The organism is Pseudarthrobacter sp. J47 (assembly GCF_049810315.1).
Taxonomy (GTDB): domain Bacteria; phylum Actinomycetota; class Actinomycetes; order Actinomycetales; family Micrococcaceae; genus Arthrobacter.
Genome location: NZ_CP187358.1, coordinates 3,214,240 through 3,240,265 on the forward strand (window position 1 = coordinate 3,214,240; position 26,026 = coordinate 3,240,265).

Here is a 26,026-nt window from a genome sequence, read left to right on the forward strand (position 1 = left end):
GAGTGGGTGGTTTCCCGGCGGGTCCTACTCGTGGACGGGTTCGCCGGTGACCTGGTGGTCGGCGTGGTTCAGAGTCTCGCGGATCAGCCGGACCAGGTGCCCGTCGTGCAGCGAGTACACAACGTGCCGGCCGTCCTTGCGGGTGTCCACCAGGCCGCTGAGCCGGAGCTTGGCCAGGTGCTGGCTGGCCACGGTGCGGGGAACCCCGGCGGCGGCGGTGAGCTCGGTGACGGTTTTGGGTCCTTCGGCGAGCTGCCAGAGCAGGTGCAGGCGCGTTGGCTCGGCCAGCATGCGCAACGTCCCGGTAGCGGCCTCCAGCAGTTCCGGCCCGGGCGTGACCCGGTGGACCAGGGACGGCTGGTCAGTTCCTGGCACGCTGGCCGGGAGGCTGTTCGGTTGGCTGCTCATCAGGTTCCAACTCACTAACGGGGTCCGCCTGGGCCGGGGCGGCATGCCGGGGCCAGGACAGGAATGCACCTGCGCTGCCTATTATCGCAAGAAGTGTCAGAGCTGCCGCCGCCCAGCCCAACCCGGCCGCCGCGCCCAGCCATCCTGCCAACGGGTAGCTGATGATGTAGCAGGCGTGCGAGAGCGAAAACTGGGCAGTGAAAACGTAGGGCCGGGTCTCCTCGGTGGAGGCGGCCCGCAGCAATCTCGACGACGGCGTCAGGATCGTTGCGTTGCCCGCGCCCAGCAGGAACCACAGCCCCAGCAGCCACCACCACGCGGCCGCACCGGCAGCCATACCCGGCCCGCCGCCGTCGGGCATCACCCCGGCCCAGAGGGTGACAGCCGTGACCGCGGCCAGCACCAAGGGGATCAGCGCGGCACCGCTGAGCATCACGGCCCGGTCCCCGAACCGGTCCAGCAGCCGGGGAGCGCCCAGCGCCACGGCCATCGATCCGACGCCGAAGCACGCAAGCGCCAAGGCCAGGTCCGCTTCCGGCCGACCCAGCGCATCGCGGACGTAGACCACCGCGTTAACCAGCACCAGGGCCGTTGGCGCGGCCACCACCAGATTCAGTGCCAGCAGCGAACGAAGCTGACGGTTGCGCCAAAAAATCCTGGCGCCCAGCGTGGTCCGGTGCCATAGCGGGTCCTGCTGCGGGGCGGGCGGGGTTGCCGGGGTTGAGGGTCCGGATGCGGGAAGAGGGGTGGCAGCGACCAGCAGCGCGGACACCACGAACCCGGCGACTGTTCCCAGGAAAAGATTGTTATACGTGAGGACGCTGAGCAACAGGGCGGCGGCAACCGGGCTGATGACCGCCTCCAGGTCATAGGCCAGCCGGGAGAGCGACAACGCCCGCGTGTAGTCCTTCTCATCTTTCAGGACCGCCGGAATCAGCGACTGGAAGGCCGGCGTAAACGTGGCGGAGGCGGACTGCAGCAGAAAAACCACCAGGTAGATCTGCCACGTCTCGGTCATGAACGGCAGGAACAGTGCCATGGCCGCCCTGACCAGGTCCGCGCCGATCAGCACGGGTTTCTTCGGCAGCCGGGCCACCAGCGCGTTGATGACCGGCGCGAAAAACACGTAGGCCAGCATTTTGATGGTCAGCGCGGTCCCCATCACGGCCCCGGCGTTGGCACCGGCGAGGTCGAACGCCAGCAGCCCCAGCGCTACGGTCAACAGGCCCGTGCCCAGCAATGCGACCACCTGCGCCGAGAACAGGCGCCGGTAGATCACGTTCCGCAGAACTGACAGCATCTACTCCACTCCATCCAGTGCATATGTGCATGAGTATGCACTTAAAGATACATCAGTGCGGAGTGGCGGAGGCAAGTAGTACCCCGCAAAAAACAGGTACCCGCCCCCGGCGCCCGCGGACCGCCGTCGTCCTACTCTGGAAATGGTCTCTTCACTCATGGGGGTAAGTACTTAGGGGCAAAAGATGCACAATCAGGACGCACGACGGCGGAACCCTGTCCGGGCGGTCGCAGCAGCTCTTGGAGCACTCATGTTCGGGATGGCGCTGGCCGCTGTTCCGGCGCAGGCCGCGCCTCCGGGCGCCGCACAGTACGTGGCCCTGGGCGATTCCTACGCCTCCGGCCAGGGGGCGGCACCGTACACGGACCCGGCCTGCTTCGTCAGCAAGAAGGGTTACCCGGTTATCTCGGACAAGTTGCGGGACGTTGAGCTGACCGCCAATGCCGCGTGCTCCGGGAATTCCACTGGCCAGGTTATTGCTTCGCTGCCGTTTGCGGTTGGTCCGGCTACTGACGTGGTCACCGTGACGGCCGGGGGAATCGATCTTGGCACCAACACGGTACTGGCAACCTGCGCGCCCGCGCCGCAATCCTTCGAGTGCGCCAGTGCGATCAACGCCGCGTACACCAGGCTCGGCGACGGTACCGTCTTCACAGCTGTCGCCACCATGGTTGGCACCATCCGGGCCCATGCACCCACAGCCAGGCTGGTGGTGACCGGCTACCCGCTGCTGTTCGAACCGGCCCACCCGTTTGCACCGGTCGCCAACCCCGCCGTGCAGGGACTGAACCTTGTCATCGCGTCGGCGGCAACCAGCCAGGGGGCCCACTACGTTGACGTGGCTGGCGCCTTTGCCGGGCACGGGATCGGTTCGGCAGATCCCTGGATCAACTTCAACCCTGCCAACCTGGCCGACCCAGCTAACTTCCACCCCAACGGCGACGGCTATCGGCACGGCTACTACGGATCGCTGGTGAATCAGGGGGCTTTCACGGGACTGAACTGACGCAGATTTCCGCTTCCTCAACACCATGGTCCGTCTGGCTGATTTTGAAGGATGACGTGTCCCCGGCGGGCCATTGCGTGAAGTTCTGCGCGAAATCATCCACAGCGATGATCAGTCCACCACCTGGCTGAAGGCTGTTCGACGCCCACACGCCGAATTCCTCGCCAACGCCCGGGACGGAGAACCTCATGGCAATCATGTACAGCTCGGGGTAGTCCGCGGACCTTACGGCTGCGCCGGTGATGGGTGTGATCCGAAGCCTGTCCGGCGCGCCCCCGGCAATGGTCCGCAGCATTTCGGGAGAAACGTACTCGCAGCCGCCCGGAAGCACCGGGGCAGGGGCCGTTCCAGCACGAACTGAAGCGGCCGCCGTCGTGGATGGGACGGCGGTGACCGGCCGGGTCTGGGTGGGACGCGGCGGATCCGGGGGTGGCACCGGTCCCGTGCAGGCACCAAGCACGAGCACTGCCACGGCGGCCACCACGGCGCGCTGTAGCTTCATCTAGTAATAATCACCGGCTTGTGGACAAATCACCATCGTCCGCGGCGGGGATTTCTCCACGAGCGGGGGGTAACGGACCCAAGCCTGACGGACCCAAGGGCCAGAAACCCGCAGCCCTACCGCTTGCTGAGCCGGTGCTCCAGGCCGTTCCGGACCGCCGGCCACTCATGCTGGAGGATGGAGAACACCACCGTGTCCCGCAGTTCACCGTTCCGGCTCCGCTGGTGGCTGCGCAGCACACCATCCTGCTTCGCACCCAGCCGGGCGATGGCCTCCCGGGACTGGTGGTTGAGCCAGTGCGTCCGGAACTCCACGGCCGGGCAGTGCAACACTTCAAAGGCGTGGCGCAGGAGCAGCAGCTTGGAATCGGGGTTGGTGCCCGTGCCGTGGGCCGACGCCGCGTTCCACGTGTAGCCGATCTCCACCCGGGGCGTGGCGGCGTCGATATTGCAGTACGTGGTCATGCCGATGATCCGGCCGGGACCTCCGGTGGCGGGGTCGATCAACCGCGTGGTGAAGGGCAGCATGGTCCCCGCGGCCTGCATGTCCAGGCGCTTGGCGATCTCCGCCGCCATCCCTTCCGGCGCGGGAACGGACGTGTACCAGAGCTTCCAGAGTTCGCCGTCCTTGGCGGCTTCCACCAGGCCGTCGTGATGGTCCGCGTGGAGAGGCTCAAGGATGACGTTCTTGCCGGTCAAAGTCACGGGCTGGAAAATGCTCACGCTGACCATCCTAGGACCAGCCCCCACGGTCCTAGGACCAGTCGAAGAAGCCCTTCCCGCTCTTGCGGCCCAGCTCGCCGCGCGCCACCTTGTCGCGGAGAATCTGTGGCGGCGCAAACCGCTCACCCAGCGTGGAATGCAGGTATTCGGCAATGCCCAGGCGCACGTCCAGGCCCACAATGTCCGTGGTGCGCAGCGGCCCGGTAGGGTGCTTGTAGCCCAGCACCATGGCGGCGTCGATGTCCTCCGCGGACGCCACGCCCTCCTCCACCATCCGCATGGCCTCCAGCGCGATGGCCACACCCAGCCGTGAGGACGCGAAGCCCGGCGCATCATTGACGACGACGGCGGTCTTCCCGAGTGCCTCAACCCACCTTTTCGCCGCAACGGCCAGGTCCGGGGACGTCCGCTTTCCCACCACCACCTCGATCAGGGTGGAGGCCGGAACCGGGTTGAAGAAGTGCAGGCCCAGGAAATTCTCCGGCCGGTCCAGTTCCGCCGCGAGGCCGTCAACCGACAACGACGAGGTGTTCGACGCAAGGAACGCATCCGCGCCCAGCCGGGCTTCGATGCCCCGCAGGGACTTCACTTTGAGGTCCCAGTCCTCCGGGACTGCCTCCACCACCAGCTGCCTGCCGGCAAAGTCGTCATAGTCCACGGAAACACTGAGCCGGCCCAGGAATTCCGCGGTGCTGCGCGTGGTCGCCCCGCGTTCAATACTCTTGGCGACGGCGGCAGCCACCCTTTCGCGGGCCGCCTCCGCCGATTCCTGGTCACGTTCCACCACCAGGACATGGCAGCCGTTGAGGAGGAAGGCATGCGCGATCCCGGCACCCATGCGACCACCGCCCAGGACGCCGACCGACTGGGGAAGGCCAGCTGCGGTTTCGGCGCTGCTCATGGGGTCTCCTTCTGTTCGGCGGTGTTCTCGGTCTTCTTCTGTAGAAACGCCTGCATCCTGTCGAACTTCGCCTGCGACTCGAACAGGATCCCCTGCGCCAGCTGGTCGATCAGCGGGTGTGCCCCGGCCGGGGCGTGGAACACGGATTTGGTGATCCGGACCGCCAGCGGGTCCTGCCGGCCAATCCGGTCCGCCAGGTTGTGCGCGGCGTCCATCAGCTCCGGGGCTTCGTGGATTTCGGTGATCAGGTTCGCTGCCAGGGCCTGCTCGGCGCGCAGCACCAGCCCGGCCAGCAGGATCTCCTTGGCCAGCGGCTCCCCCACCAGCTCGCGCAGCCGCCAGCTTGCCCCGGCCGCGGCCAGGATCCCCAAACCCGTTTCCGGGTTGCCGATGCGCACGGACGGTGTGCCGATCCGGAAGTCCGCGGCATAGGCCAGCTCTGCCCCGCCGCCCAGGCAGTAGCCGTCCAGCGCGGCAATCACCGGCATGGGCAGCTTAGCTATGCGGACAAACAGGCTGGAGTTGATGCCCTGCAGGGCGTCGTCCCGGCGCCGTTCACGCAGCTGGGCAATGTCCGCTCCTGAGGCAAAAACGCCGCCCTTGCCCGCAATGATCAGGATCTTGGGGTGCTGCTCCAGTTCCGCGCAGACCAGGTGCAGCTCATCCACCATGGCCTGGTCAATGGCGTTACGGACCTCCGGCCGGTTCAGGAGCACCACCACGCGGTCTTCGCGTTCCTCCACCACCAGGGTGCTGAAGTCATGGTTCTTGAGCATGGTCACACCCTTTCCAGCAGCATGGCGGTTCCCTGGCCCACGCCGATGCACATGGTGGCCAGGCCAAGCCGTGCGTCTTCGCGTTCCATCCGGCCCAGCAGCGTGATCGCGATCCGCGAACCGCTGGAACCGAGCGGATGGCCCAAACTGATGGCGCCGCCGTCGTTGTTCACGATGTCCGGGTCCAGGCCCAGCCGCCGCATGCTGGCCAGGGACTGCGTGGCGAAGGCCTCATTAAGCTCGACGGCGCCAAGCTTGCCTGCCGTGATGCCGGTGCGGTTGAACACTTTCTGCGTTGCCGGTACTGGACCGATGCCCATGATTTCCGGCTCGCAGCCGGCGGACGCGCCGTCCACGATGCGCGCCCGGGGGGTGAGTCCGAGCTTTTCGATGGCGGCCTCGGAGGCCACAATGATCGCGGAGGCGCCGTCGTTGAGGGTGGACGAGTTGCCTGCAGTCACCACGGAGCCGCCGGCAACAACCGGCCGCAGCCCTGAGAGGACCTCCATGGTGGTGCCGGCACGGGGGCCTTCGTCCGCATCCACCACGGTCTCCGATTTCCGGCCCTTGACCGTGACCGGGACGATTTCCGCGGCGAACCGGCCGGCGGCGATCGCGGCGAGGGCGCGTTCGTGGGACCTGACGGCGAACGCGTCGGCGTCCTCGCGGCTGATGCCATCCACGCGGGCCACCTCTTCGGCAGTTTCCGGCATGGAATACGTCATTTTCCCGTCGCGGGAGAGCTCCCCCTTTTGGAACAGCGGGTTGGCGAAGCGCCAGCCAATGGAAGTGTCGAAGATGGCACCCGGCTTGGCGAATGCAGTGGCCGGCTTCTCCTGGACCCACGGCGCACGGCTCATGGACTCCACTCCGCCGGCAATAACAACGTCCGCTGCGCCGGACTTGACCATGTGGCTGGCCTGGATGATGGCGCTGAGCCCGGATGAACACAGCCGGTTCACCGTAATGCCGGGGATGTGCAGGGGCAGTCCGGCCAGGAGCGTGGCCATGCGGGCCACGTTCCGGTTTTCCTCACCGGCGCCATTGGCGTTGCCCAGGATCACTTCGTCGATTGCGTCCGGATCCAGGCCCGCACGCTGCACGGCTTCGCGGACCACCAGGGCGGCCAGGTCATCGGGGCGGACGGCGGAGAGGGCTCCGCCGTAGCGGCCCACCGGCGTGCGTACTCCGCCCACCAGGAAAGCCTGGGGTCCTGCGGCTGCTGAGCCCATGAGAAACATCCTTTGCGGTAACGGCGTTGTTAGTCGTCCGGAAGACCCTGCAGCCAATGCAGCGAATTTACCGACCGTTCGTTCACTAAAGATTACACGGCGGCCCTGCCGGGTCAATATCCCGGGCCGGGATTACGCCACAACCAGCCCCAGATGACTCGCCAGCAAAGGCGCCAGGAGGCTCAACTGGTAATCGTCCACCACCACGCCGGCCAGGCTGCCCAGCCCGCTGATGGTGCGGAAATCGGTGCTGCGCAGGTCGAAATCCTTGAGCTTGGCACCGTTAAGGTCCAGCGTGCCAATGGTGCAGTTCCTGAAGGCCACCCGGCTTGCCACAGCAGAGCCGAGGTCCAGCTCGTTGATGATGCAGTCGCTGACCAGGACGTCGTTGAGCTTTGCCCCGCGGAGATTCAGGAAGTCCACCTTGCCGCCGTCGATCCTCACCGACTGCCACGCACTGCTGTACGCCTCCGCGGACCCCAGCCGCGGATTGGTGAGCTCAACGTCCCGCCAGCCGGTGCGGGAAACAAGGAACACCGGCGCATACAGCTCCGTCAGCACACAATCGGTGAACGTGGCGCCGCGGAGCTGGGTTTCATTCAGGGAGGCGCCCTGGAATTCACACTCGGCAAAGACTGCGCCGTTCAGCTCCAGGCCGTCAGCTGCCGCCCGGCTGTACCGGCCGCCGTCGTACCTCTCCCCGCGCTGGAAGTGCGGATCCGCGGCATCGGTGAGGTCCGCGAGCTTAACCGGCGAGAGCCGCGGAGCCTGGACCTTGGCAGTAGCCGCCACTAGAGAGCTTCGGCCTTGGCGGCGATTTCCTCAAGGTCCTTGGCCAGAGCCTTCCGGGTCATGGCCATGCCCATCTTGCCAAAAAGGGCCATGGTGATGCGGCTGAAGGCTGTGGGCTTGATGATTTCAGCACCGAACGTCAGCGTCAGGTCCGTACCGCCTTTACGCTCACTGAGGGTGAACCGGCTGGTGTAATCGGCGCCGGACTGAACGGCTTTGACGGTTGTGCTGCGCGGCGGATCCGCCTGGGCAACCCACATTTCCACCGTCTCGGACCGGCCCATCATGGACCGCGTTTCCTTCCAGCGCGTGCCCTCGCCGTACGGGCCGTCCGTGAGCATCTGTACCGCCTTCACGCCGGAAAGCGTTGCCACGGAGCCCGGGATGTCAGTGATCACGGACCAGACTTTTTCCGGCGCGGCCTGGATGTGCTGGGTGAGGCTGGTGCTGTGATCCATGCTTCGAGCCTATCCCCGGGCGCTGACAATCACTATGCGCCGTCGTGCTGATATTCCGCCCACTCGAAGAGATGGTAAGCATGCTTCGTGTTATCGTGAAGGTGCACTCACAGGTCAACCGGATAGACGAAAGGTGGCATCCACCATGGGAATCGGAGACAAGATCGGGAACGCTGCGGAGCATGCGGGAGGCAAGGCCAAGGAAGCCGCCGGCAAGGCCACGGACAACGAGAAGCTTGAGCGCGAGGGCCAGGCCGACCAGCTGAAGGCAGACGCCAAAAAGGTCGGCGAGGACGTCAAGGACCAGTTCAAGCGCAACGACTAGTCCGCCCTCCCCCTCCCCCCTCCCAACTGAGTCGCATTAGTTGCCCTTTACGAGCCGTTTAGCGGCAACAACTGCTACCTACTTGGGAAGTACGACGCCGGCCGTCACCTTCATCGCGAAGGTGACGGCCGGCGTCGTTAATGTTTGCCCCCTGCCGGACCATGCGCCCGGCAGCGGAGACCTAGCTGAAGAGGGCGTTCTTCGGCTCGTTGGTCTTGACCTTCTGCCAGCCCAGCCACAGCAGCAGCGCGAAGAACGGGATGGTGGCCAGGGTCCAGAGGCCCAGGTGGAAGACCTCGCCGGTCTTGCTGGTCATGGTGTCGAACCCGATCAGCACGGTGATGACCAGCAGGGAGATCAGGCCGGCCCAGCTGCTCCAGACGCCGCCCGGAGCAGGCAGCGGGGAGACGTTGCCCTTCTTCTTGCGCAGCGCGATCTGGCTGGCGAAGATGGCGCCCCACGTGAAGATCACGCCGATGGAGGCCGAGTTCAGGGCCAGGTCGAAGGCGTGCGAACCGCCCAGCAGGATGTTCAGCAGGATGCCCACCAGGTAAACGGCGCCGATGGCCAGGATGGCCGCGTACGGCACGTGGCTCTTGGACATCCGGGTCAGCCAGGTGGGGGCGTGCCCGTTGTTGGCCATGGTGCGGAAGATCCGGCCGATCGAGTACAGGCCCGAGTTGCAGGAGGACAGCGCGGCGGTGATGACGATCATGTTCATAACGTCGCCCATCCAGGCCAGGCCCATCTGGCCGAACACGGTGACGAACGGCGAGGTGCCGGCAACGTACTGGTCAGACGGAAGCAGCATGGCCAGCAGGGTCACGGAGCCAACGTAGAACACCACGATGCGGAAGACGACGGCGCGGATTGCCTTGGGGACTTCCTTGGCGGGGTTCTGCATTTCGCCGGCTGTGATGCCCACGAGTTCGATCCCGTTGTAGGCGAAGATGACGGCGTTCAGCACCAGGATCATCACCAGGGCACCCTTGGGGAACATGCCGCCTTCGGCTGCGAAGAGGTTGTTCACGGAGGCGTGACCGTCGCCCACCTGGGCGTTGAAGACCACCATAAAGGTGCCCACGGCCAGGAAGATCACGATGGCGCCGACTTTCAGGCAGGAGGCCCAGAATTCGAATTCTCCGAACGCCTTGACGCTCATCAGGTTCACGCCCACCAGCAGCAACAGCGCTGCGATGGCGGTCAGTTCAACGGGAACGTTGGGGAAGAAGAACTGGAAGTAGAGGCCGATCGCGATCAGTTCGGCGATGCCGGTCATGGCCCAGTTGATGAAGTACATCCAGCCGGACAGGTACGCGCCCTTCTTGCCGAACATTTCGCCGGCGTAGCTGACGAACGAGCCTGACGTCTGGCGGTACATGATCAGCTCGCCCAGTGCCCGCATCAGCAGGTAGGCGATGACGCCGGCAATGGCGTAGGAGAAAATCAGCGCGGGTCCGGTGGAGGCCAGCCGCCCGCCGGCGCCCATAAACAGGCCAACACCGATGGCGCCGCCCATGGCGATCATGGTGACCTGGCGGCCGCTCAGGGACTTCTTGTAGCCCTCGGCACTGAGGGTTGAATCTACGACGGCGGTGGATGGTGCCGTGCTGGACTGGAGTTCTGTGGGGGTACTTTGTGGCACAACAATTCCTTGTGGGGGGTTGGGGGTGCGCGCGTCCGGCATACGAGTGACTCAGAGCACAAAATTCGGCCTTTTAGTCTTAGGGCAACCGTTTGTGAGCGGAATAATTCATACGGCCGAAGCTTCGCGCGGCTTGACCATCCTACAAGACGCACTCGGGTACTACGTGACGTTCGCTACACCGGCGCCATCATGAGCACCAGGTTCCGGTCGCCGTCCACGTCCACCACGTAACTCCGCAGGTCCCCGGCGCCGCTGGTGGAACAGCCGGTGACCAGGTCAAACGTGTGCTGGTGCAGCGGACAAATGACCACTTCCTGGTCTATGGTGCCGTCGGCGATCGGGCCGCCGCGGTGCGGGCAAACTGCCGAGAGCGCCCGCAACGAACCGTCCCGAAGCCGGAACACAGCCACCTGCTCGCCGCCCACCGCGAAGGCACGGCCCTCGCCCACGGGGACCTGGTCCACCGGCCCCAGGACGTGGACCGCGCTGGTTCCCGGTCCGCCGTCGGGCATTCCACCTTGCTGCACGCTCATCGGACCGGCACCTGCGGGAGGGCCGTGAGCGGCAGCGAGGTGCGGAACTGGCCGGGCGTGAGTGGATCGTCGCGCTCGCTCCAGGGGTCCACGTAGCTGTCCACCGATGCCTGCATGGCCTCGTCCAGCTGGGCTGCGATGCCTTCCGAGTCCTCCACGATCACGGCCCGCAAGTGCTCGATTCCCACCCGGGGCACAAAGGCGTACGTGCGCTCCAGCCAGTTGGCGTGCTCGCGGTAGTACTGCATGAACCGGCCTGTCAGGACCTTGACTTCGTCGGGGTCATCCACCGTGGCCAGCAGGTCTCCTTTGCGGATATGGGCTCCGGCCGCGCCGCCAACGTAGATTTCCCAACGGCCGCCCTCCACTGCCACCACGCCCACATCCTTAACAAGGGATTCGGCGCAGTTCCGGGGGCAGCCGGACACTGCGAGCTTCAGCTTGGCCGGCGCCTCGATGCCCTGAAAGAGGGACTCGATCTCCACACCCAGGCGGGTGGAATCGCCCGTCCCGTAACGGCAGAAGTCCTTTCCCACGCAGGTTTTTACAGTGCGGAAGCTCTTGCCGTACGCATACCCGGACGGCATGTCGAGGTCCGCCCAGACCTGCGGCAGGTCCTCCTTGGGGATGCCCAGGAGGTCGATCCGCTGCCCGCCAGTGAGCTTGATCAGCGGCACTTTGTGCTTCTCCGCCACGTCCGCGATGCGCCGCAGCTGGTGTACCGACGTCACGCCGCCCTTCATTTGCGGCACCACGGAGAAGGTGCCGTCCCGCTGGATGTTGGCGTGGACGCGGTCGTTGATGAAGCGGGCGTCGCGTTCGTCGATGTACCGGTCCGCCAGCATCATCTTCAGCAGCGAGGCCAGCCCCATTTTGGACCTCGCGTCCTCGGTGCTGCCCGGCGCAAGTGCCTGGAACACCTGGGACACCGAGCGCAGCCCACGTTTCCGGATCTCTGCCATCAGGGCCGGCTTGTCCAGGGGGATCCCCGGAACGTAATAGCTGGCCGACGGATCCTCCTCCACAGCCCCGTCCGCGGCCCACTCCACCACCTGGGTCACCAGCAGCTTGCAGGATCCGCAGCCCTTCCCGGCCCGGGTGGCCTCCATGGCACCTGCCAGGGACCTGCAGCCGCCCTTCACCGCGCCCACCAGGTCCCCTTTGCTGACGCCGTTGCAATTGCAGACCTGCGCATCGTCCGCGAGTTCAGCCACTCCGACGTCCTCCCCGGGCGTCCCCAGATCGAACAGCAGCCCTATCCGTTCCTCCGGCAGCGGCAGGCCACGGTCGTACGCTTGGGTCAGGAACGCCACCTTCCGGCTGTCCCCCAGCAGCGTGGCACCCACCATCTTGTTGTCCCGCACCACGATCGACTTGAACACCCCGCGGCTTGGCTCGGAGAAGACGATGTGCTCGTCCGTGTCCCGCTCCGGCCCGTGCAGGCCCATGGAGGCAACCTCGACGCCGGCCACTTTCAGTTTGGTGGCGGTCCGCGTGCCCAGATAGGCGGCGCCTGCGTCCGTACCCGTCACGTGTTTGGCCAGCACCACCGCCTGTTCCCAGAGCGGCGCCACCAGGCCGTAGACCTGGCCCCGGTGCTGGACGCACTCGCCCACCGCGTAGATGGCGTCCTCGTCCTGGACCCGCAGCTGGTCATCCACCACAATCGCGCGTTCAACGGGAAGTCCACTGAGCACGGCCAGGTCCACGTTGGGCCGGATTCCGGCGGCCACCACCACCATGTCGCAGTCAATGTCCGGCTTGTCCCGCAGGCTCACCCCGGTGACCCTGTCCGTTCCGAGGACGGCAGTGGTCCGGCTGCCCGTATGTACCCCAATGCCCAGTGCCTCCACGCTCCTGCGCAGCACCGCACCGCCGTCGGGCCCCATTTGTGCGCTCATAAGATGACTGCCGGACTGGACCACCTCCACTTCGATGCCGTGGCTGCGCAGGCCATAAGCTGCCTCAAGGCCCAGCAGGCCGCCGCCGATCACCACGGCCCGGCGGTGATGCTCCTGCCGGGCGTGGGCCACCATTTTGCGGGTGTCATCGATGGTGCGGAAGCCGAACACTCCCGGTTTGATGGACCCGCCCACGGTGTGCAGGCCCTCCATGGGTGGCATGTGGGAGCGGCTGCCGGTGGCGATGATCAGCACGTCGTAGGGGGTGACTCGGCCGTCGCTGGAGAACACGTGCCGGGTGTATTTGTCGATCCGCTCCACGGTGACGCCGGCGTGCAGGTCGATGCCGTTGTCCTGGTACCAGGTGAGGGCGTTGAGGAAGATGTCAGCGTCGCTCTCCTCACCTGAGAGAACGTGGCTGAGCATAATCCGGTTGTAGTTTCCGTAGGGTTCGTCGCCGAACATGGTGATGGAAAACTGCTCCGCCCCGCCCCTGGCCAGGATTTCCTCCACGGTGCGCGCACCGGCCATGCCGTTGCCCACCACCACCAGCCTCCGCCGGGCCGCCATCAGTGTTCCACCATCCCGAGGTCGATCACCAGGGACCCGGTCGTTCCTTCCGGCGCCACCAGGAACAGCTCAATGACCGAGCCGCCCTCAATGTCTTCCACCACCCGCAACGGCACGTGCACCTCACCCTTGGCACCGATGGGAAAGTAGCGCATGGGCTGGCCGTCCCGCATCAGGACCACCGCCACCAGCTCGCTGCTGGTATTGCCGCCGCGGAAATACAGGGTCTGGTTGATGGTGCCGTCCGGGACGTAATGCATCAGCTCGCTGTGGATGGGTACCGGCTTTTCCATACCCACGCCATGGAACGGAAAAATACCCTGCAGGAAAAGGGTTCTTGGTGATCACGGGCAGATCCTCTCGGCAGCGGAACTCGGTATGCCCCCATGATGCGCCGCCCATGTTTCGCCCTGCCGGTCCCCCGGTAACGATCCTTTAACGCAAATCTCACCGGATTTTGGGGCCGCTGCCTGCCATGGCGCGGAGCGCGGAGATCACCGCCCCATCAGCAGGCTCCGGGAGCGTGGCCGGGTTCAGCGGCAGGGGTTACACAGTGCCCGGAGTACCTGGGCGGCCTCGATGTTCCCGGCTTCTTCTGCGAGCTGCAGCGCCGGCTTTCCATCGGCGTCCTCTGTGGCCGGTGGCGCCCCGGCACGCAGCGCCAGGGCCACGGCATTGGCGTCCCCGGAAGCGGCACCAGCCAGCAGGGCGGACGCCGGATCTCCCGGAAGCGGCGTCTGGGTCAAAGCGGCCAGCACTGACGACTGCCCCGTAAACCCCTTGCGGGCAGCCATCTGGGACGGGGTGAGTCCCTCGTTGACCGACGGCGCGTTGAACTGGACTCCCCCGGCAATAAGTACCCGCACCGTTGCGTGGTACGTGGGGTCATCCCGGCCGAACCAGACCGCTTCATGGATCGCCTGGTAACCCACCCGGTTCACGTGATCCAAGGGGACGCCGGCCTGGATCAGTTCGCCGACGACGTCCCAGTGGCCACGTTCGGCAGCCCGGATCAGGCCCGTACCCACCCAACTGTCAAGGTCCCTGACGTCCGCTCCATGCGCCAGCGTCAGGCGAAGGAAGTCCAGGTGCCCTTCGCTCGTGGCTACCAGGTAGGCGGACTGCACCGTCTCATCCTTGGCGTTGACGTTCGCGCCCCACTTGATGAGCTGTCCTGCAGCCGGGACGTCGTTCGCCCACGCAGCTGCTCGAAGCCGCGCGTCCAGTTGCTCCTGGCCCTGGGCATAGGGGGTTGGTTCATTTGACGGAACTGAGGACGACGGGGACGGCGCAGCTGAGGGTGCTCCAGACCCTTGTGCGGATGGCTTCGCGGACGGGGTGACCGATGGCGCGGCAGTGGTGGCGCTCTGGGCAGGCCCGGTCGGCTCTGGCTGTGCCGGGCCCTGTGTACAGCCGGCCAGCGTCAATGGCAGCAGCATCAACGCCACCCTCCAGCTCGACGTGGTTCGCAATTTAGTGGCGCCTTCCCGGGTCCGTAGCCTGTCGCTCAGGGCAGCCCTTGTTGCGGAACTGCCCTGAAACCATCTTCTCCGGAACGCGGGCCCACCACATCCACCAGACCGGGAGGAAACATCAGCCATTTGGTGGATGCGCTCGGGCCCAACAGGTCACTGGAACTGCGCCCACTCGCCGGAATGGTGCCCGCTCGCCGGAACGTTCCGGCGAGCAGGACGGGTTCCGGCGAGCTCGGCGAGCAGGACGGGTTCCGGCGAGCTGGGCGCCGGGCGCGGGGCTAGCCCGCGGCGATCGCCCGTTTCCGCCGGGCCTTGGCCAGCCGTGTCCCGATCAGTCCCTGCCGCGGACTGAAGAGATAGACGACGGCGAACACGGCTCCCTGCGTCAGCACCACCATGGCGCCCGAGGCAGTGTCCAGGTAGTAGCTGAGGTAGATCCCGGCCACGGCGCAGATCGCGGAAACTACGGGCGCGATCAGCAGCATCCGGGAGAACCGGTCCGTCAGCAGGTAGGCCGTGGAGCCGGGGATGATCAGCATGGCCACCACCAGCACCACGCCAACGGTCTGCAGCGCCACCACAGAGGTCAGCGCCAGCAGGCCCAGCAGGAGGGCGCCCAGCCGCCGCGGGGACAGGCCAATGGCGTGGGCGTGGGTGGGATCAAAGGCGTAGAGCGTCAGGTCCCGGCGCTTCAGGATCAGGATGGTGAAGGCCACGGCGCCGAGTACCAGCACCTGGATGAGGTCCGGGACGCTCACGCCCAGCAGGTTGCCGAAGATGATGTGGTTCAGGTCCGTCTGGCTGGGCGTCACGGAAATCAGCACCAGGCCGAGGGCGAACAGCGAGGTGAAGACGATGCCGATCGCGGCGTCTTCCTTCACCCGGCTGGTGTTCCTTACCACGCCGATCAGCGTCACCGCTATCAGCGCGAACACCAGGGCGCCCAGCGCAAACGGCGCCCCCACGATGTAGGCGAGCACCACGCCGGGCAGCACGGCATGGGACACGGCGTCGCCCATCAGGGACCAGCCGATCAGCACCAGCCAGCAGCTCAACAGCGCGCAGACGACGGCGGCAAGCACCGTGGTGAGGATCGCGCGGACCATAAAGTCGTAGCCGAGTGGCTCCAGCAGGATTTCCAGCAGGTCCATGGCTCAGCCCTGTTCCTTCCCGCGGTTCAGCACGTCCAGGCCGAACGCGAGCGCCAGGTGGTCCGGCTGCAGCACCAGTTCGGGCGGGCCGTGCAGCAGCACCTTCTTGTTGAGCAGCACGGCCTCGTCGCACAGCTCCGGCAGCGCGTGGAGATCGTGGGTGGAAATCAGGATGGTGCAGCCGGAATCCGCCAGCTCGCGGAGCAGCCGGGTCATGGTCGCCTCGGAACGCTTATCCACCCCGGCGAACGGCTCGTCCAGCAGCATGATGGTGGCGCCCTGTGCAATCCCGCGGGCCACAAAAGCACGCTTCTTCTGCCCGCCGGAGAGCTGGCCGATCTGCCGGCCCGCGTAGTCCGCCAGTTCCACCCGTTCCAGGGCATGTTCGACGGCGGCCTTGTCGGTTTTGGAGGCACGCCGGGTCCAGCCCTGGCGGCCGTAGCGGCCCATCATCACCACGTCCCTGACGGACAGCGGGAAGGCCCAGTCAACATCCTCGCTCTGGGGCACATAGCCAACACCGCCTTCCCGGCGCGCCTTGGAAGGCGAGGCGCCGTTCACGTGGACAGTGCCGGCGTCGGGCTTCACCATGCCCATGATCACTTTGAAGAGGGTGGATTTTCCCGAGCCGTTCATGCCGATCAGGCCGCAGATGCGCGCGGGATCCAGGGTGAGTGACGCGCCGTCCAGCGCCAGGACCTCGCCGTAGTGCACGGTGACGTTGTCCACCTGGATGGCCGGGGTGGTCATGACGCGGCCGCCCCCGTTGCGGTGGCAGTGGCGGTGGCTAATGAGGTTGCCGTTTCCGTGCCGGTTAGCGCCGATGCAATGACGTCGGCGTCGTGCCGCAGGAGGTCCAGGTACGTGGGCACGGGGCCGTCCGGCTCGGACAGGGAGTCCACGTACAGGACGCCGCCGAACCGGCTGCCGCTGGCGTTGACCACCTGCTGCATGGGCGCGTCGGACACCGTGGACTCGCAGAATACGGCAGGCACCTTGTTGGTTTTCACGTACTCAATGGCGCGGGTGATCTGCTGCGGCGTGGCCTGCTGTTCGGCGTTGACGGCCCAGATGTAGACCTCGTCCAGGCCGGCGTCCCGGGCCAGGTAGGAGAAGGCGCCCTCGCAGGTGACCAACGCCCGCTGCTGCTCAGGGACAGTATCCAGGCGGGTTTCCAACTCGTCCTGCACAGCCGTGAGCTGGGCCTTGTAGGCCATGGCGTTGGCTTCAAAATCCGCTGCGAGCCCGGGTTCCAGGTCTGCGAACGCCCGGACCATGTTGTCCACATAGATCATGGCGTTGGCCGGCGACATCCACGCATGCGGGTTCGGCTTTCCCTGGTAGGAATCCTCGCCGATGTTGATGACCTTGACGCCGTCGCTGACCACAGCGTGCGGCACATCAAGGTCTTCCACGAACTGGGAGAACCAGGCTTCAAGGTTGAGCCCGTTGTCCAGGATGAGGTCCGCCTGGGCTGCCTTGCGGATGTCTCCCGGGGTAGGTTCGTAGCCGTGGATCTCCGCGCCGGGCTTGGTGATGGATTCGACGTTCAGGTAGTCGCCGGCCACATTCCGGGCAATGTCTGCCAACACGGTGAATGTGGTGAGGACGGTCTTTTTGTCGTCGTCCTGGCTTGGCGCTATTGCGCCGCAGCCGGTGAGGATCAGCGCGAGCGCAACCAGGGCTGCGGCCAGCGTGCGGGGACGGGCGGGCAGCGCAACCCAACCGGTCGGCGTCGGGAATCCGGATGTCCGGCGGCCATCTTTGGCACACCGAAACAAAAAGTTAGGCATACCGAATATCCTAGGCGACGGCGAAGTCTGCGCGCAACGCACCTCCCGCCCGTCCCCTCCCCAACTGACTGACATTTAACGTCGTGAAACCGCGAAATGACGACGTTAACTGCGACCTAGTTGGGAGATAGGCTGAAACCATGACGCCCCGCCGAACCCCGCCACCCCCCGCGCCGGAGCTCTACCGGTTCAACGCGCTCGACTTCACAGCAATCGGCCTCTACCTTGCCGTGGCCGCGTTCTTCACCCTGGCCGGCGCGCTGATCCTGCCGCTGCTGCTGGAGCTGGCACCCACTCCGGCGGCAGCCTCGTACGGGGTCAACCTCATCTTCTACGGGCTGGTAGGCACGGTTGCCCTGCTGGCGGCCCGGAAGGTGGTCTCCAGGGACCTGAAGGTCCTGGCCACCCGCCCGTGGTTCACCCTGCTGATGGTCCCCGCCGCGGTGATCGCCATGATGATTCTGACGGCGGTGGTGGTTGCCGCGAGCGGCGAAGCCCAGACCTCCGCCAACCAGGAAGGCCTGCAGGACCTGGTCCAGCAGGTGCCGGCCTGGCTGATGATCCCCCTGCTGGTAGTGGTGGGTCCGTTCGTGGAGGAGTACATCTTCCGGCACCTGCTGATCGGCAAACTGAGCCGCAGGGTCAACGTGTGGGTCTGCAGCATCATCTCCGTGGTCCTCTTTGCCGCCATGCACATCGTGGGCCAGGAAGACCTGACCCTGCCCGCACTGTTGCCCTACCTGGCCATGGGCGCAACGCTGGTGCTGGTCTACCTCTGGACCGGACGCAACCTGATGTTCTCCTACTTCGTCCACGCCGCCAAGAACCTGCTGGCGGCCGTGATGCTGTACGCCATCTCGCCGGAAGTCCTGGAGCAACTGCAGCAGGTCCAGCCGTAGGGACACGGGCGCCAAAGGCGGCCCGGCAACAGGTCACAGGCCGGGACGCACTCCCCGGTTCTTCATCCACGGACCCTGATTACTAGACTTGGACAGTGAGCAACCACCTTCCCGCCAAAGTGTCCGACGTCTTCGATCCCTCCCGGTGGCGTACCGTCCAAGGATTCGAGGACTTCCAGGACATGACCTACCACCGGCAGGTGGAACGGGATTCCGACGGCGGCTGGGTGCGGGACCTGCCCACGGTCCGGATCGCCTTCAACCGGCCGGAGGTCCGCAACGCCTTCCGCCCGGGAACCGTGGATGAGCTCTACCGGGCCATGGACCACGCCCGCATGACGCCGGATGTGGCCACCGTGCTGCTCACCGGCAACGGCCCCTCCCCCAAGGACGGCGGCCACTCCTTCTGCTCGGGTGGAGACCAGCGGATCCGCGGACGTGACGGTTACAGGTACGCAGAGGGCGAGACCAAGGAAACCATCGATCCCGCCCGCGCCGGCCGCCTCCACATCCTGGAAGTCCAGCGGCTGATGCGGACCATGCCCAAGGTGGTCATCGCCGTCGTCAACGGGTGGGCTGCAGGCGGCGGACACTCCCTGCACGTCGTCGCGGACCTCACCATCGCCTCGCGCCAGCACGGCAAGTTCAAGCAGACGGACGCCACGGTGGGAAGTTTCGACGCCGGCTACGGCTCCGCGCTGCTGGCCCGGCAGATCGGCCAGAAAGCCGCCCGCGAGATCTTCTTCCTGGCCCGTGAATATTCGGCCGAGGACATGGTCCGCATGGGCGCCGTCAATGAGGCTGTAGACCACGAACGCCTCGAGGAGGTGGCCCTGGAGTACGCGGCTGACATCGCCCGGCAGTCCCCGCAGGCCATCCGGATGCTCAAGTTCGCCTTCAACCTGGCGGACGACGGCCTGGCCGGCCAGCAGGTCTTCGCGGGCGAAGCCACCCGGCTGGCATACATGACGGACGAGGCGGTGGAGGGTAAAGAGGCCTTCCTGGAGAAACGCGACCCCGACTGGTCCGCCTTCCCCCACTACTTCTAAGGCAGGCGCCGATGAACATCGAACCAGCCCTGAAAGCCCTCGCCGCCGCCCTCCATGGTGAGGGTCCCGCCGTCGAGCTTTCCGCCGCACCGGATGGATCGCTGGTGGTGGACCATGTGGAAACGCCCGGGTACGACGACGCCGTTGTGGTGGTGCGGACGTCCGGTTCCACAGGGGAGCCCAAGTCCACGGTCCTTCCGGTCGAAGCGCTCGCTGCGTCCTCCATGGCGACGGCGATCGCCCTGCGTGGCGAGGGCCAGTGGCTCCTGGCCCTGCCGGTGCAGTACGTCGCGGGAGTCCAGGTGCTGGTGCGTTCCTTGTTTGCCGGCACGCGCCCCTGGGCCATGGACCTCTCCCACGGCTTCACCCCCGAGCGTTTCACGGCCGCCGCACTGGAGCTGACGGACAACATCCGCTTCACGTCCCTGGTGCCCACGCAGCTGCAGCGCCTCCTGGAGGACCCCTCCCCTGACACGCTTGCCGTTCTGCGGCGTTTCAACGGCATTTTGCTGGGCGGCGCGCCGGCGTCGGCGTCATTGCTGGACGCCGCCACGCGGGCCGGTGTGCGTGTCGTGACTACTTACGGTTCCTCCGAAACCTGCGGCGGCTGCGTGTACGACGGCGTTCCCCTCGAGGGCGTGCAGGTCCGGATCGCCGACGACGGCCGGATCCTCCTGGGCGGCGACACCGTCGCGGCCGGCTACCTTGAGGCGCCGGACCGCGAATCAGGGGCGTTCTTCGAGGAGGACGGCACCCGCTGGTTCCGCACCAACGACCTCGGCACCCTGGACAGCGACGGCCGCCTCACCGTCCTGGGCCGCGCTGACGACGTCATCATCACCGGCGGCGTCAAGGTTTCCGCCGCGCAGGTGCAGGCAGAGCTGGAGAAGTCCGACGGCGTCACGGCGGCTTTTGTGGCCGGCGTACCGTCCGCGGAGTGGGGGCAGGCCGTGGCAGCCTATGTGGCAGTGTCCGGTTCCCCGGCTTCCGCTGAAACAGCGCAGGCCCTTGAAAATGCCTGGCACCGCGCCCTGGGATTCACGGCACCCAAGACCGTCCTCACGGCCGCCGAACTGCTGATGCTGCCCAACGGCAAGCCGGACCGCCTTGCCATGACCGCCCGGCTCACTGCCGCGCACGGGGGAAAGTAAAGTAGTCCTGCACCACCCCTTTGCACCACCCGCTATCAAACCAGTACGAGGTACTCACGTGGCAACAGCCGCCCAATGGATCCAAGGCGCCAGACTCCGCACCCTTCCAGCCGCGATCGCGCCCATCCTTATTGGTACGGCAGCCGCCTTTGAGATGGATTCGTTCAAGCCGCTCAACGCCATCCTTGCGGCCCTGGTGGCCCTGCTGCTGCAGATCGGCGTCAACTACGCCAACGACTACTCGGACGGCATCCGCGGGACGGACGACGACAGGGTTGGCCCCATGCGACTGGTGGGCTCAGGCGCCGCCCACCCGGACCACGTGAAATTCGCGGCCTTCGGCGCCTTTGGGCTGGCCATGCTGTTCGGCCTGGTCCTGGTGATCCTGAGCCAAAGCTGGTGGCTGCTCCTGGTGGGCCTGGGCTGCGTTATGGCCGCATGGGGCTACACCGGCGGCAAGAATCCCTACGGTTACCTGGGCCTGGGCGACGTCTTTGTGTTCGTCTTCTTCGGACTGGTGGCAACGCTCGGCACCACGTACACCCAGGCCGGCCAGATCAGCCTGCCGGCAGTGATTGGCGCGATCGGCACGGGTCTCATTGCCTCGGCCCTGCTCATGGCCAACAACGTACGGGACATCCCCACGGACACGCAGGCCGGCAAAAAGACGCTGGCCGTCCGGCTCGGAGACCGGCACGCCCGCGAAAGCTACGTGCTGATGCTGGCCGTGGCCGTGTTACTGGTGCTGATCCTGGCACCTTCCCGGCCCTGGATGCTGGTGGTGCTGCTGGTCATCCCCGCTTGCCTGATGCCGGCCTGGCTGATGATCAACGGCCGCAAGCGCAAGAGCCTCATCCCCGTGCTGCAGCAGACCGGCCTCATCAACCTGGCCTACAGCGTGCTGTTCGCGCTGGGCCTGGGCCTGAGCCACGGCTTCTAGCCGGCCCTGCCCTGCCCTGCGGTGCAGTAAAGGCTAGGGGCGCTCGGCCGGCTTGTTGGCGGGCGTGATGCGCCCGTCCTGGAGGGCGTCCTCGGCTTCGGCGTCTTCAACCTCGACGGCGGTGCGCAGCGGCTTGGCGTTGCCGGAGAACCGATGCTGCAGGGCTGCTGCTGCGGCGTCACGCTGCTTCTGGAAGAACAGGTAGCTGATAGCGAAGGCAATCAGCGCCGCACAGATCACTGAGAACATTGCGCCCAGGTCCAGGACCATAAAAAGTACGAACAGTGGCAGGAACAACGCCAACCGGATAAGGGAATATTTCAAAAAGGCCACTATCCAAGTTTAGCGGCCTTCCCGGACCCACCCGTTGCGGCCTGAACGATAGAATAGATCCATGCTCTTCCGTGTGGTTCTGGCCATCGCAGTCCTTGCCATCTTTGTCTACGGGCTGGTGGACGTGATCAGGACTGACCGCAGCCAGACCCGCGGCATTTCCAAGCCGGCGTGGATCGTTGTGATGATCGTGCTGCCTGTGCTGGGCGCCATCCTGTGGCTGCTCCTGGGCCGTCCGGCAGCAGAAAAAACGGCCCCCCGGAATTACTCGCACCCCTCCGCTCCGGACGACGATCCGGAGTTCCTGCGCAACCTGGAAATGAAGCGCCGCAATCAGGCAGAGGCCGAACGGCTGCGCAAGCTCAAGGACGAACTTGACGCCAAGGAGCGGGGCTTCAAGGGCGATTCCGCGCCCGGGGACACAGACGCAGGTTCTTAGTTCCCTGGGCCGCAGGGTCTTGCTGAGGAGCGCATCGCCGACCAAAGCGGCAAGAGGCCGCCCGCGGCCGAATGAAGCGGCGGAAGGTGTCTAAGCGACGGCAAGTCCCTGCTGCCCAGCCCCAGCCTTTACAGCCCTGAGTAAGAGTGCAGGCCGCTGAAGAACTGGTTCACGATCGTGAAGTTGAAGACGATGCACAGGTAGCCCACGATCGACAACCAGGCCGCGCGGGTTCCGGTCCAGCCGCGGGTTGCCCGGGCGTGCAGGTAGCCTGCGTAGACCACCCAGATCACGAACGTCCATACTTCCTTGGTGTCCCAGCCCCAGAAGCGGCCCCAGGCCTTTTCGGCCCAGATGGCGCCGAACATCAAAGTGAAGGTCCAGCCGATGAAGGCGATGGCGTTGATCCGGTAGGACAGGTTTTCCAGGCTCAGCGCAGAGGGAACCAGCCGCATGAAGCCCAGTTTGTCCGGGCCGCCCGCGGCCGCGACCTTCTGCCGGTGCGACTGCACCAGCTGCAGGGCGGACATGGCAAAGGTCAGGGTGAACAGGGCTGAAGACAGCACGGCAATGGAGACATGGATGATCAGCCAGTAGCTCTGCAGTGCGGGAACGAGGTGGCCCACGGGAGTCCAGAAGGAGACAGCCGCGGCAACCTGCATGATCACAGCCAGGCCCAGGACGAACGTGCCCAGGAAGCGCAGATCGCGTTTGATCAGCACCAGCAGGAAGACGGCGACGGCCATAAAAGCGCCGGTGGTCAGGAACTCGTACATGTTGCCCCACGGCACGCGGCCTGCACCGATGGCCCGGGTCACCACGCCGGCGCCATGGATCAGGACGCCGAGCACGGTCAGCGCCACAGCCACGCGGGCGGGAACCCGGCGTTCGGCGGCGTAGCGCATCTCGCCGTCAGCCATCCGCGCGCTGGACGCAGGCACGGAGCCGGCCTTCGACGTCGGACGTTCCGCCCGGCCATCCGGTCCGGAAAGGTCCCGGTCGGACTTGTCAGCCAAGGCGTCGGAACCGCCAGCAGAACGCCCGACGGCGGCACCTACCGGCTGCTTCAGGGCAGCCGTAGTGCCGGCCCCCTCAGCCGCGGCGGCTTTTTCATCGATAAGGCGCAGTGCCTTGCTGCTTTTGGCCAGGTCCCAGGCGAACGCGATGAACGCCACCGTGTAGGTCACGGCGGCCAGCAGCATAAACAGCTCGCTGTACTGGCCTGCGGTTTCGTTGATGGAAAACGGCATTACTGGTCCTTTGTGGGCTTGGCAGAGCCGGCTGGCGTGGAAACGGAGTCCGGGTCATTATCCCCGGTGCTGCTGGGATTTTGCTGAGTGGCAGGAAGGTCCACCTGCCACTCGTCGGCGAGCAGCGCGCCGATCGCGGCGGATTCGGCGGCCAGCCGGTGGTCCTCGCCGCGGGCCAGCAGGCCGTACTCCACGGTGGTGGAGCCGTCCGCACCGGTGCCCGTGCGGACCCAGACGCGGCGTCGGTTCACGTACAGCGACACCACCAGGCCGGCCACGGCCAGCAGCGCGAAGATCAACGCGAAGCCCTGGCCCGGGTTGTGGTGGATATCCACGCCGATGTACCGCTTGACGCCGTCGAAACTGATGCTGCCCTTGCCGTCCGGAAGGTCGTAGCTCATGCCGGGAGCCAGGGTGATGCCACCGGCGTCCAGGTTGCGGGCGTTGAGCGGGGTGAGCTCGGCGACGTCCAGTTCAAAGACGTTCTGCGGGGCGCCGTCATCCAGGCCGAGGTCCCCGAAGTAGGAGTTAAGGGTCAGCTGCGGATTGAACAGCTCCGGGTCCGCACTGAAGGACACGCCTTCGTCCGTGATGAACGCCGTGGGCAGGAAGAAGCCAACAAAGCCCAGCTGGTCCGGCTTGGCGTCAGGGACCTTGATGACCACCGAGGAGTAGTAGTTGTCGCCCTGCAGCTTGGCTACCACTGGGCCCTGCATGGCCACGTTGCCGTCGCCGTCGCGGATGGTCACTACCGGTGCGTAGCCGTTGCCGGTGAGGTAGATGCTGGTGCCGCCCAGGCTGACGGGCTCGTTGACCTTCAGCACCTCCTGCCTGGCGTCCGCTTCAGGGGACTCGCGCGTGGTCACGTTGGCCGTGAAGTCGATGGGCTGGCCGATCTTCCCCTCGGACTCACGGTCGAACGCGATATCGAAGGAGTCCAGCTGCACAGAATACGGCTGGAGCTGGCTGGACTGGAAGTTGGTGCCCGGTGTGAACTGGTCATAGCCCACCAGGGTGTTGACGAAGGTATCGCCCTCCACCAGGATCCGCTGCCCGCTGTAGCCGAACAGCCCGCCGGCGGCCACGGACACCAGCACACCGATCAGGGACGTGTGGAACACCAGGTTTCCCACTTCCCGCAGGAAACCGCGCTCGGCGCCCAGGGACGGCTTCGCGCCGTCAGCGTCCCTGACCTCCACGCGGTAGCCGCGCTTCTTCAGCAGCCCGGCGGCATCGGAGATGGCTTCCGACGGCGGGATCCCGGCGTCGGACTCCAACGTCAGGGTGCCGTACTCGGGAAGCCGGGACAGCCTGGCCGGGGTGCGCGGCGGCTGGGAACGCATGGCCTTGTAGTGCGCGATGGCGCGCGGAATGACGCAGCCGATCAGCGAGGTGAACAGCAGGATGTAGATGGCGGAGAACCATACGGACGAGTAGACGTCGTACAGCTGGAGAGCATCCAGGACCTTGCCGTAATCGCCGTTGTCCTCGATGTACTGGGTGACCACGGACGGGTTGGCCGGACGCTGCGGGAAGAGCGAACCGGGCACTGCGGCGACTGCGAGCAGCAGCAGCAGGAACAGCGCGGTGCGCATGCTGGTCAGCTGCGTCCACGCCCAGCGGACCATGCCCCAGGGGCCCAACGCAGGCAGCGCGGCCTCCGCCTTGGCGTCCGCTACTGTCCGTTTATTAGTCTTCACACGCTCGCTCATCAGATTGGCAACTTCACGTCGGTTTGGAACCAGTACTGCAGTTCGGTGACCCAGGAGCCCCACACGCCGCTGGCCATCAGCAGGCCCAGGACCACCAGGATGGCGCCGCCGATCCGCTGGATGGCGAGCCGGTGCTTGCGGAAAAAGGACATCACGCCCACGCCGCGGCGCACGGCCAGGGCGATCAGCAGGAACGGGATGCCCAGGCCCAGGCTGTATACAAAGGCCAGGAACGCACCCTTGGCTGCCGAGGACCCGCCGGACAGGCTCAGCAGCTGGACAGCTGAGTAGGTGGGGCCGATGCACGGCGCCCAGCCCAGCCCGAACGTGACGCCCAGCAACGGGGCGCCCCACAGGCCGGCCGGCGGCTTGGCGTGGATCTTCGCATCACGCTGGAACCAGCCGAAGCCGCCCATAAACACCACGCCCAGCAGGATCACAACAACCCCCAGGACCTGCGTGATCCAGGCGTTCTGCGGCCCGGAAATCAGGGTGCCCAGCTGCCCGAACGCGCCGCCCAGCAGCACGAAAATCAGGGAGAAGCCCAGGACGAACAGGCCGATCCCCGCCAGCATGCGGCCCTTCTTCTGCCGCTGCAGGTCCACGCCGGTCAGTCCCGTGACGTAGCCGAGGTAGCCCGGGACCAGGGGCAGGACGCAGGGTGAGAGGAAGGACACCAGGCCCGCCAGCAGTGCGACGGGAATGGCCAGCAGCAGCGACCCGTTCAGGATGGCTTCGGCGAAGGGACTGTTCACGGAAA

At 66.0% G+C, this 26,026-nt stretch carries 28 protein-coding genes; 7 read left to right on the top strand and 21 right to left on the bottom strand.

All coding sequences use genetic code 11. From position 1 onward, the window contains the following. Positions 1-24 precede the first annotated feature (24 nt). Together ACPJW8_RS14745 and ACPJW8_RS14750 are read right to left on the bottom strand one after the other, a co-directional pair. Entirely contained in the window at positions 25-408 is a 384-nt protein-coding gene (locus ACPJW8_RS14745) for a metalloregulator ArsR/SmtB family transcription factor (RefSeq protein ID WP_330187251.1), read from the bottom strand. Continuing rightward, positions 362-1,708, bottom strand: a complete 1,347-nt coding sequence (locus tag ACPJW8_RS14750) for an MFS transporter (protein ID WP_330187250.1) — start codon at positions 1,706-1,708, stop codon at positions 362-364. Before ACPJW8_RS14750 ends, ACPJW8_RS14745 begins: the two co-directional genes overlap by 47 nt. 184 nt (positions 1,709-1,892) lie before the next feature. Here ACPJW8_RS14750 and ACPJW8_RS14755 point away from each other — a divergent pair, with 184 nt between their 5' ends. Continuing rightward, the gene (locus ACPJW8_RS14755) at positions 1,893-2,714 is read left to right on the top strand and encodes an SGNH/GDSL hydrolase family protein (RefSeq protein WP_330187249.1); all 822 of its coding nucleotides are present in this window, start codon (positions 1,893-1,895) and stop codon (positions 2,712-2,714) included. Here the strand turns inward: ACPJW8_RS14755 and ACPJW8_RS14760 are convergent. From ACPJW8_RS14760 to ACPJW8_RS14790, 7 genes are all read right to left on the bottom strand, one after another. After that, entirely contained in the window at positions 2,698-3,216 is a 519-nt protein-coding gene (locus ACPJW8_RS14760; RefSeq protein ID WP_330187248.1) for a hypothetical protein, read from the bottom strand. The two genes, ACPJW8_RS14755 and ACPJW8_RS14760, sit on opposite strands and share 17 nt — an antisense overlap. Before the next feature lie 116 nt (positions 3,217-3,332). Beyond that, the gene (locus ACPJW8_RS14765; protein WP_330187247.1) at positions 3,333-3,938 is read right to left on the bottom strand and encodes a GNAT family protein; all 606 of its coding nucleotides are present in this window, start codon (positions 3,936-3,938) and stop codon (positions 3,333-3,335) included. 31 nt (positions 3,939-3,969) lie between these two features. Beyond that, positions 3,970-4,839 carry a 3-hydroxyacyl-CoA dehydrogenase family protein gene (locus tag ACPJW8_RS14770; protein WP_330187246.1) on the bottom strand — a complete coding sequence of 290 codons (870 nt, stop codon included), beginning with the start codon at positions 4,837-4,839 and terminating at the stop codon, positions 3,970-3,972. Further along, positions 4,836-5,615, bottom strand: a complete 780-nt coding sequence (locus tag ACPJW8_RS14775) for an enoyl-CoA hydratase/isomerase family protein (protein WP_330187245.1) — start codon at positions 5,613-5,615, stop codon at positions 4,836-4,838. Before ACPJW8_RS14775 ends, ACPJW8_RS14770 begins: the two co-directional genes overlap by 4 nt. A gap of 2 nt (positions 5,616-5,617) precedes the next feature. Beyond that, on the bottom strand, positions 5,618-6,847 hold the full coding sequence (locus tag ACPJW8_RS14780) for an acetyl-CoA C-acyltransferase (RefSeq protein ID WP_330187244.1): 1,230 nt from the start codon (positions 6,845-6,847) through the stop codon (positions 5,618-5,620). A gap of 132 nt (positions 6,848-6,979) precedes the next feature. Continuing rightward, a complete protein-coding gene (locus tag ACPJW8_RS14785; RefSeq protein WP_330187243.1) occupies positions 6,980-7,639 on the bottom strand; it encodes a pentapeptide repeat-containing protein in 660 nt (219 codons plus the stop codon). Next, positions 7,639-8,097 (bottom strand): SRPBCC family protein, encoded by a 459-nt coding sequence (locus ACPJW8_RS14790; protein ID WP_330187242.1) that lies wholly within the window; start codon positions 8,095-8,097, stop codon positions 7,639-7,641. Before ACPJW8_RS14790 ends, ACPJW8_RS14785 begins: the two co-directional genes overlap by 1 nt. A gap of 145 nt (positions 8,098-8,242) precedes the next feature. On the opposite strand from ACPJW8_RS14790, the gene ACPJW8_RS14795 reads away from it, so the two are divergent. Then, the gene (locus ACPJW8_RS14795) at positions 8,243-8,422 is read left to right on the top strand and encodes a CsbD family protein (protein WP_330187241.1); all 180 of its coding nucleotides are present in this window, start codon (positions 8,243-8,245) and stop codon (positions 8,420-8,422) included. A gap of 181 nt (positions 8,423-8,603) precedes the next feature. On the opposite strand, the gene ACPJW8_RS14800 is transcribed toward ACPJW8_RS14795, so the two are convergent. From ACPJW8_RS14800 to ACPJW8_RS14835, 8 genes are all read right to left on the bottom strand, one after another. After that, a complete protein-coding gene (locus ACPJW8_RS14800; protein WP_330187240.1) occupies positions 8,604-10,067 on the bottom strand; it encodes an amino acid permease in 1,464 nt (487 codons plus the stop codon). 176 nt (positions 10,068-10,243) lie between these two features. Next, positions 10,244-10,603: a Rieske (2Fe-2S) protein gene (locus ACPJW8_RS14805; RefSeq protein ID WP_330187239.1), complete on the bottom strand. Its 360-nt coding sequence runs from the start codon at positions 10,601-10,603 to the stop codon at positions 10,244-10,246. Continuing rightward, complete coding sequence (gene nirB / locus ACPJW8_RS14810; protein ID WP_330187238.1) at positions 10,600-13,074, bottom strand: nitrite reductase large subunit NirB; 2,475 nt, start codon at positions 13,072-13,074, stop codon at positions 10,600-10,602. The genes ACPJW8_RS14805 and nirB overlap by 4 nt, the downstream gene beginning before the upstream one ends. After that, complete coding sequence (locus ACPJW8_RS14815; protein ID WP_330187237.1) at positions 13,074-13,367, bottom strand: molybdopterin oxidoreductase; 294 nt, start codon at positions 13,365-13,367, stop codon at positions 13,074-13,076. The genes nirB and ACPJW8_RS14815 overlap by 1 nt, the downstream gene beginning before the upstream one ends. A 240-nt stretch (positions 13,368-13,607) precedes the next feature. Next, the gene (locus tag ACPJW8_RS14820; protein ID WP_330187236.1) at positions 13,608-14,513 is read right to left on the bottom strand and encodes an ankyrin repeat domain-containing protein; all 906 of its coding nucleotides are present in this window, start codon (positions 14,511-14,513) and stop codon (positions 13,608-13,610) included. A 314-nt stretch (positions 14,514-14,827) separates the two neighbouring features. Then, positions 14,828-15,700 (bottom strand): metal ABC transporter permease, encoded by an 873-nt coding sequence (locus tag ACPJW8_RS14825; protein WP_330187235.1) that lies wholly within the window; start codon positions 15,698-15,700, stop codon positions 14,828-14,830. A 3-nt stretch (positions 15,701-15,703) separates the two neighbouring features. Next, complete coding sequence (locus ACPJW8_RS14830; RefSeq protein ID WP_330187234.1) at positions 15,704-16,450, bottom strand: metal ABC transporter ATP-binding protein; 747 nt, start codon at positions 16,448-16,450, stop codon at positions 15,704-15,706. Beyond that, on the bottom strand, positions 16,447-17,493 hold the full coding sequence (locus ACPJW8_RS14835) for a metal ABC transporter substrate-binding protein (RefSeq protein ID WP_330187233.1): 1,047 nt from the start codon (positions 17,491-17,493) through the stop codon (positions 16,447-16,449). The genes ACPJW8_RS14830 and ACPJW8_RS14835 overlap by 4 nt, the downstream gene beginning before the upstream one ends. A 140-nt stretch (positions 17,494-17,633) precedes the next feature. Here ACPJW8_RS14835 and ACPJW8_RS14840 point away from each other — a divergent pair, with 140 nt between their 5' ends. From ACPJW8_RS14840 to ACPJW8_RS14855, 4 genes are all read left to right on the top strand, one after another. Beyond that, the gene (locus ACPJW8_RS14840) at positions 17,634-18,392 is read left to right on the top strand and encodes a type II CAAX endopeptidase family protein (protein WP_330187232.1); all 759 of its coding nucleotides are present in this window, start codon (positions 17,634-17,636) and stop codon (positions 18,390-18,392) included. A gap of 95 nt (positions 18,393-18,487) precedes the next feature. Continuing rightward, the gene (locus tag ACPJW8_RS14845; protein WP_330187231.1) at positions 18,488-19,441 is read left to right on the top strand and encodes a 1,4-dihydroxy-2-naphthoyl-CoA synthase; all 954 of its coding nucleotides are present in this window, start codon (positions 18,488-18,490) and stop codon (positions 19,439-19,441) included. 11 nt (positions 19,442-19,452) lie between these two features. Beyond that, the gene (locus tag ACPJW8_RS14850; protein ID WP_330187230.1) at positions 19,453-20,592 is read left to right on the top strand and encodes an AMP-binding protein; all 1,140 of its coding nucleotides are present in this window, start codon (positions 19,453-19,455) and stop codon (positions 20,590-20,592) included. Positions 20,593-20,650: 58 nt separating this feature from the next. Continuing rightward, the gene (locus tag ACPJW8_RS14855; RefSeq protein ID WP_330187229.1) at positions 20,651-21,532 is read left to right on the top strand and encodes a 1,4-dihydroxy-2-naphthoate polyprenyltransferase; all 882 of its coding nucleotides are present in this window, start codon (positions 20,651-20,653) and stop codon (positions 21,530-21,532) included. A 33-nt stretch (positions 21,533-21,565) separates the two neighbouring features. Here ACPJW8_RS14855 and ACPJW8_RS14860 read toward each other — a convergent pair whose 3' ends face one another. After that, positions 21,566-21,865, bottom strand: a complete 300-nt coding sequence (locus tag ACPJW8_RS14860; protein WP_330187228.1) for a DUF4229 domain-containing protein — start codon at positions 21,863-21,865, stop codon at positions 21,566-21,568. Between the two features lie 61 nt (positions 21,866-21,926). On the opposite strand from ACPJW8_RS14860, the gene ACPJW8_RS14865 reads away from it, so the two are divergent. Beyond that, on the top strand, positions 21,927-22,304 hold the full coding sequence (locus ACPJW8_RS14865) for a PLD nuclease N-terminal domain-containing protein (RefSeq protein ID WP_330187227.1): 378 nt from the start codon (positions 21,927-21,929) through the stop codon (positions 22,302-22,304). Positions 22,305-22,432: 128 nt separating this feature from the next. Here ACPJW8_RS14865 and ccsB read toward each other — a convergent pair whose 3' ends face one another. From ccsB to ACPJW8_RS14880, 3 genes are read right to left on the bottom strand one after another with little or no spacing between them, the layout of a single operon-like run. Continuing rightward, the gene (gene ccsB, locus ACPJW8_RS14870) at positions 22,433-23,554 is read right to left on the bottom strand and encodes a c-type cytochrome biogenesis protein CcsB (RefSeq protein ID WP_330187226.1); all 1,122 of its coding nucleotides are present in this window, start codon (positions 23,552-23,554) and stop codon (positions 22,433-22,435) included. After that, positions 23,554-25,266 carry a cytochrome c biogenesis protein ResB gene (gene resB, locus ACPJW8_RS14875; RefSeq protein WP_330187225.1) on the bottom strand — a complete coding sequence of 571 codons (1,713 nt, stop codon included), beginning with the start codon at positions 25,264-25,266 and terminating at the stop codon, positions 23,554-23,556. Before resB ends, ccsB begins: the two co-directional genes overlap by 1 nt. Then, complete coding sequence (locus tag ACPJW8_RS14880; RefSeq protein WP_330187224.1) at positions 25,266-26,021, bottom strand: cytochrome c biogenesis CcdA family protein; 756 nt, start codon at positions 26,019-26,021, stop codon at positions 25,266-25,268. Before ACPJW8_RS14880 ends, resB begins: the two co-directional genes overlap by 1 nt. Positions 26,022-26,026: the final 5 nt, after the last annotated feature.